Genomic DNA, 4,361 nt, shown 5'->3' on the forward strand with positions numbered 1-4,361 from the left:
CCTCCTCTTCCGCTACATGCGACCCCTCATCGAGGACGGTCATGTCTTCATCGCGCTGCTATCTGATTACGGTAAGGGCGTGCTAACACCGTCACTGTGTCAAAAGCTGATAAAGGCATGCGCGGATGCCGGCAAGCCCGTGCTAATCGATCCAAAAGGCGCGGACTACTCGAAATACAAGGGCGCCACGCTGCTAACGCCCAATAAAAAAGAAGCGGGCGAGGCCGTGGGCTTTAAAATAGAAAACGACGAGCAGCTTTTTACGGCGCTAAATTTGCTAAAAAACGAGTTAAATTTGACCCATTCGCTGATCACGATCTCAGAGGAGGGCATAGCGCTTTTAGAGGACGGACAGGCGGTTAAATTTCCGGCTCTGGCAAAAGAGGTCTTTGACGTCACGGGCGCGGGGGATACGGTGCTAGCGACTCTGGGCGTGATGCTGGGTGCGGGCGAAGGTATCAAAAAGGCGATCGAGACGGCAAATTTAGCCGCTGCGGTCGTCGTGGCTAAGGTCGGCTCGGCCACTGCTAGCTTTGAGGAGATAAACGAACTCGTGCGCCGTAAAAACGCTGCCGGCTTTGAGGAGAAAATCAAAAGCGCGGACGAACTGGCCGCGACGCTGGCAAATCGCGGCGAAAAACGGCTAGTTTTTACAAACGGCTGCTTTGATATCCTGCACGCGGGACATGTGAGCTATCTGGCTAAAGCGCGGGAATTCGGCGATATACTAGTCGTCGGGCTAAACTCCGACGCCTCGGTGCGCGCGCTAAAGGGCGACACTCGCCCCGTAAATTCGCAGACCGACCGCGCTACCGTGCTGGCGGCGCTTGGGGCGGTTGATTACGTGACGATATTTGACGAGCTAACTCCTCTAAATTTGATCGAAAAACTGCGTCCGGACGTGCTCGTAAAGGGCGCGGACTACGAAGGTAAAGAAGTCGTCGGCAGCAGCGTCGTAAAAGACGTGCGGCTAGTGGAGTTCGTAGCGGGCAAAAGCACGAGCGCGACGATAAAAAGGATAAAAAATGAAGACTGAAGAGATGATAAAAAGCGAGCTAGAGGGACATCTAGCCACTATCAAGGCGACCTTTGCACTGGAAGCGGATATCAAAAAAGCCTGCGAAACGGCGGTAGCGACGCTAAAGACTGGCGGTAAAATTTTGCTTTGCGGAAACGGCGGAAGCGCTGCAGACGCGCAGCATATCGCAGCCGAGCTAACGGGTCGCTATAAAACCGAGCGCGGCGCGCTAGCGGGCATAGCTCTAACGACCGATACCTCGGCGCTCACGGCGATCGGCAACGACTACGGATATGAGTTTGTTTTCTCGCGTCAGCTAGAGGCTCTGGGCCGCGAGGGCGATCTGCTCATCGCGATCTCTACTAGCGGAAACAGCGGCAACGTCGTAAAAGCGCTCGAGCTAGCGCGAAAAATCGGTATCAAAACGATCGGTCTAAGCGGCCGCACGGGAGGCGCTATGAACGAGCTTTGCGAGCTAAATTTGGTCGTGCCGTCAAACGACACGCCGCGCATCCAAGAGATGCACATAATGATAGGGCATATCATCTGCCAAGCTATCGACGATGCGTTTTAGGCTAAATTTAAAAACATTTGCGGCGGCGGAGTCAAATTTAACCAGCCTTGTCGCTTTTTAACGCCGCCTAGAGCACAAGCAAATTTAACCACCCATGAAAACACAAACTCCCGCCTACGCCGTCATCGATCTAAAATCCTTCTACGCCTCGGTCGAGTGCGTGGAGCGAGGGCTTGATCCCTTTGAGGCGAATTTAGTCGTCGCAGACGCTAGCAGGGGCGAAGGCAGCGTGTGCTTGGCCGTTAGTCCCGCGCTAAAGGCTCTTGGCGTAAAAAACAGATGCAGACTGTTTGAGATCCCTAAAAATATCAAATATATAATCGCTCCGCCCAGGATGCAGTTTTACATAGACTACGCGGCTAAAATTTACGGCATCTACCTAAAATACGTAGCCAAAGAGGATATCTACGTCTACTCCATCGACGAGGCCTTTATCGACCTCACCTCGTATCTAGAATTTTACAAACTAGAAGCCAGAGCCATGGCAAAGATGATAATGGACGACATCCTAAAAACTACGGGAGTAACGCCTACCTGCGGCATGGGGACGAATTTGTATCTGGCTAAAATAGCCCTTGATATCCTAGCCAAACACAGCGAGGATAGTATCGCCTTTTTAGACGAAGCGCTCTATAAAGAAAAGCTCTGGACGCATCAGCCGCTAAATGATTTTTGGCGCATAGGTAAGCAAACTAGGGCCAAGCTCGAGCGATACGGGATATTTTGTATGAAGGATATGGCAAACGCTCCTTTTAGCCTGCTTGAGAGAGTGTTTGGCATCGACGCCTATATCGCGCTAGATCACGCAAACGGTATCGAGCCCACCACTATAGCGGGCATCAAGGCTTATAAACCCTCAACCAAATCATACTTTAGCTCTGAAATTTTACCTAGGGACTACGAGAGGCTAGAGGCTCTAATCGTGCTAAAAGAGATGACCGATAGGCTAGCTCTAAAGATGATAAACGAGGAAGTGCGGGCTAGCGGGCTCACGATAAATATCAAATTCGCCGATAAAAACGAACCCGCGCAAAGAGCCACGGTAAGGTTTAAAACCCCGAGCAATATCGCCAGCGTACTCATGGATGCAGCACAAGAGCTATATCTAAAAAAGATAAAAAACGCAGGTCTCATCAGGCAAATCGGCATATCGGCAAACGACGTCGTAAAGGAGAGTAAAACCGAAAGAAGCCTCTTTGAAGAAGAAAACGCAAAAGAAAAAACGGTACTAAAAACCCTAAATAAGATAAAAGAAAAATACGGCAAAAACTCCATCCTAAGGGCCATTGACTTGCTACCCGAAGCCACCGGCCGAGATAGAAACAAAAAGATAGGAGGGCACAAAAGCGGTGAATAAAGACAGAGCCAAAATATTTAGCTCGTTTAATCCCCTCTCGACCCTAGAAAAAGCCCTAAAAGCGCAGGAGCGAGAAAAGAGCGAAAAGCTGGATCTTGACGAATCAAAGATAGAAGAGATCCTAAATAAAATAAGCAAACTAAAGCCCGCCGACGAGATAAAGCTAACCTACCACGACGGGCAGGGCTACGTGAGTATAGAGGGGCTGGTCTCAAACGTAAATTTGATGGATAAAAGCCTAACTGTGGTAAAAACGAGAGTTAAATTTGACGATGTTTACGCGGTTGAGGTTGTTTCGTGACGGTGGCTTTTACGGCGCGCGATATGATAGGTGCGGCACACAAAACGCTTAAATTTGCTAGCTTTAAAGGCGTTTAAATTTTACTTTTCCCACACTTTTCTTGACGGCTAAAAATGCGGCGAAATTTTAGTCGCACTAAAAATCGGTTTAGTAAATTTGCCTTGATTAAGCGGCCTTGCGTTATCTCAAATTCTAGCTTTGCGTGCGTTAAATTTGATCGCGTGCTGTTTGCAAAACATTATGCGCGGCGTGGTTTTTGCTGATTTGCGGCCGTTTGAGAAAATCCGCACACTCAAATTTCTAGTTTTTTGCCGCTTCGGCGAGAAATTCTCGCTCGATCGTTTCTATGACGGCTTGCGGCGAGAGATCTTTCATGCAGGCGTGGGTTTTTAGCGGACAGACGCGCTTCATACATGGCATGCACTCTAGATTTAGGTGCAGGATACGGGCGTTTTCATTGCGCCACGGACAGGTCTGCGTAAATCTCGTCGGTCCAAAAAGCGCTATCGTAGGCGTCTTGTAGGCTGCGGCGATATGCATCGGCCCGCTGTCGTTCGTGACGAATATCCCGCCGCTTTGCCCTATGCCGCCAATATTTTCGCACAGCTCGCGCACGCTCGTTTTGCCCGCTAGATTTTCGCACTCCGCGCCGTTTTCGCGTAAAATTTGCTCGATCTGCTCGCATATATCCCGCTCGCCCGCGCCGCCAAAAATCATAATCTTAAATTTATCTTTAAAATGCAGCGCCACCTGCGCGAAGTAGGCCGGATACCAGCGTTTGGCGCTTCCGTAGCTAGCGCCCGGATTTAGCCCAAGCACGGGCGCGTCAAATTTACGCGGCTCAAAATAAAGCTTCAGCTCGTCGTCCGCCAATTTTAAATTTAATGCCGCTTTGACGAATTTTAGGTACTTTTGCATCTGATGTGCGCTATCGTTGCTCTTTTGGAAAATAAATTTTTGCCCCGCCCGCGCTCCGAAAAGTAAAATTTTACTCGCAAACGAGCTTCTAAAGCTAAACACCGCGTCAAATTTGCCAAGCTCTCTAGCCTGCCAAAACAGCCGCCAGAGCCTAAATTTGGCCTTTTTGCTATCGTCAACGATGACGCGTTCG

General features: G+C 49.7%; 5 protein-coding genes. 4 read left to right on the top strand and 1 reads right to left on the bottom strand.

The annotated features are described in order from the left end of the window. The 4 genes from rfaE2 to Q0200_RS06835 form a co-directional block, all read left to right on the top strand. Positions 1–1,036: D-glycero-beta-D-manno-heptose 1-phosphate adenylyltransferase (rfaE2, locus tag Q0200_RS06820; protein WP_297939437.1), on the top strand; the 1,036-nt coding region annotated here is incomplete at its 5' end. Further along, a complete protein-coding gene (gene gmhA / locus Q0200_RS06825) occupies positions 1,026–1,592 on the top strand; it encodes a D-sedoheptulose 7-phosphate isomerase (protein ID WP_297939440.1) in 567 nt (188 codons plus the stop codon). The genes rfaE2 and gmhA, both read left to right, overlap by 11 nt. A 94-nt stretch (positions 1,593–1,686) precedes the next feature. Next, complete coding sequence (locus Q0200_RS06830) at positions 1,687–2,949, top strand: DNA repair protein (RefSeq protein ID WP_297939443.1); 1,263 nt, start codon at positions 1,687–1,689, stop codon at positions 2,947–2,949. Then, positions 2,942–3,250: a YolD-like family protein gene (locus Q0200_RS06835; RefSeq protein WP_297939445.1), complete on the top strand. Its 309-nt coding sequence runs from the start codon at positions 2,942–2,944 to the stop codon at positions 3,248–3,250. The genes Q0200_RS06830 and Q0200_RS06835 overlap by 8 nt, the downstream gene beginning before the upstream one ends. Positions 3,251–3,550: 300 nt before the next feature. On the opposite strand, the gene waaF is transcribed toward Q0200_RS06835, so the two are convergent. Next, positions 3,551–4,361, bottom strand: an 811-nt coding sequence (waaF, locus tag Q0200_RS06840) for a lipopolysaccharide heptosyltransferase II (RefSeq protein ID WP_297939448.1), incomplete at its 5' end; no start/stop codon positions are given.

Source organism: uncultured Campylobacter sp. (assembly GCF_938045225.1).
Classification (GTDB): domain Bacteria; phylum Campylobacterota; class Campylobacteria; order Campylobacterales; family Campylobacteraceae; genus Campylobacter_A.

Coding starts and splice junctions, on each gene's coding strand:
- gmhA (WP_297939440.1), top strand. CDS start 1,026: ATGAAGACTGAAGAGATGATAAAAAGCGAGCTAGAGGGACATCTAGCC.
- Q0200_RS06830 (WP_297939443.1), top strand. CDS start 1,687: ATGAAAACACAAACTCCCGCCTACGCCGTCATCGATCTAAAATCCTTC.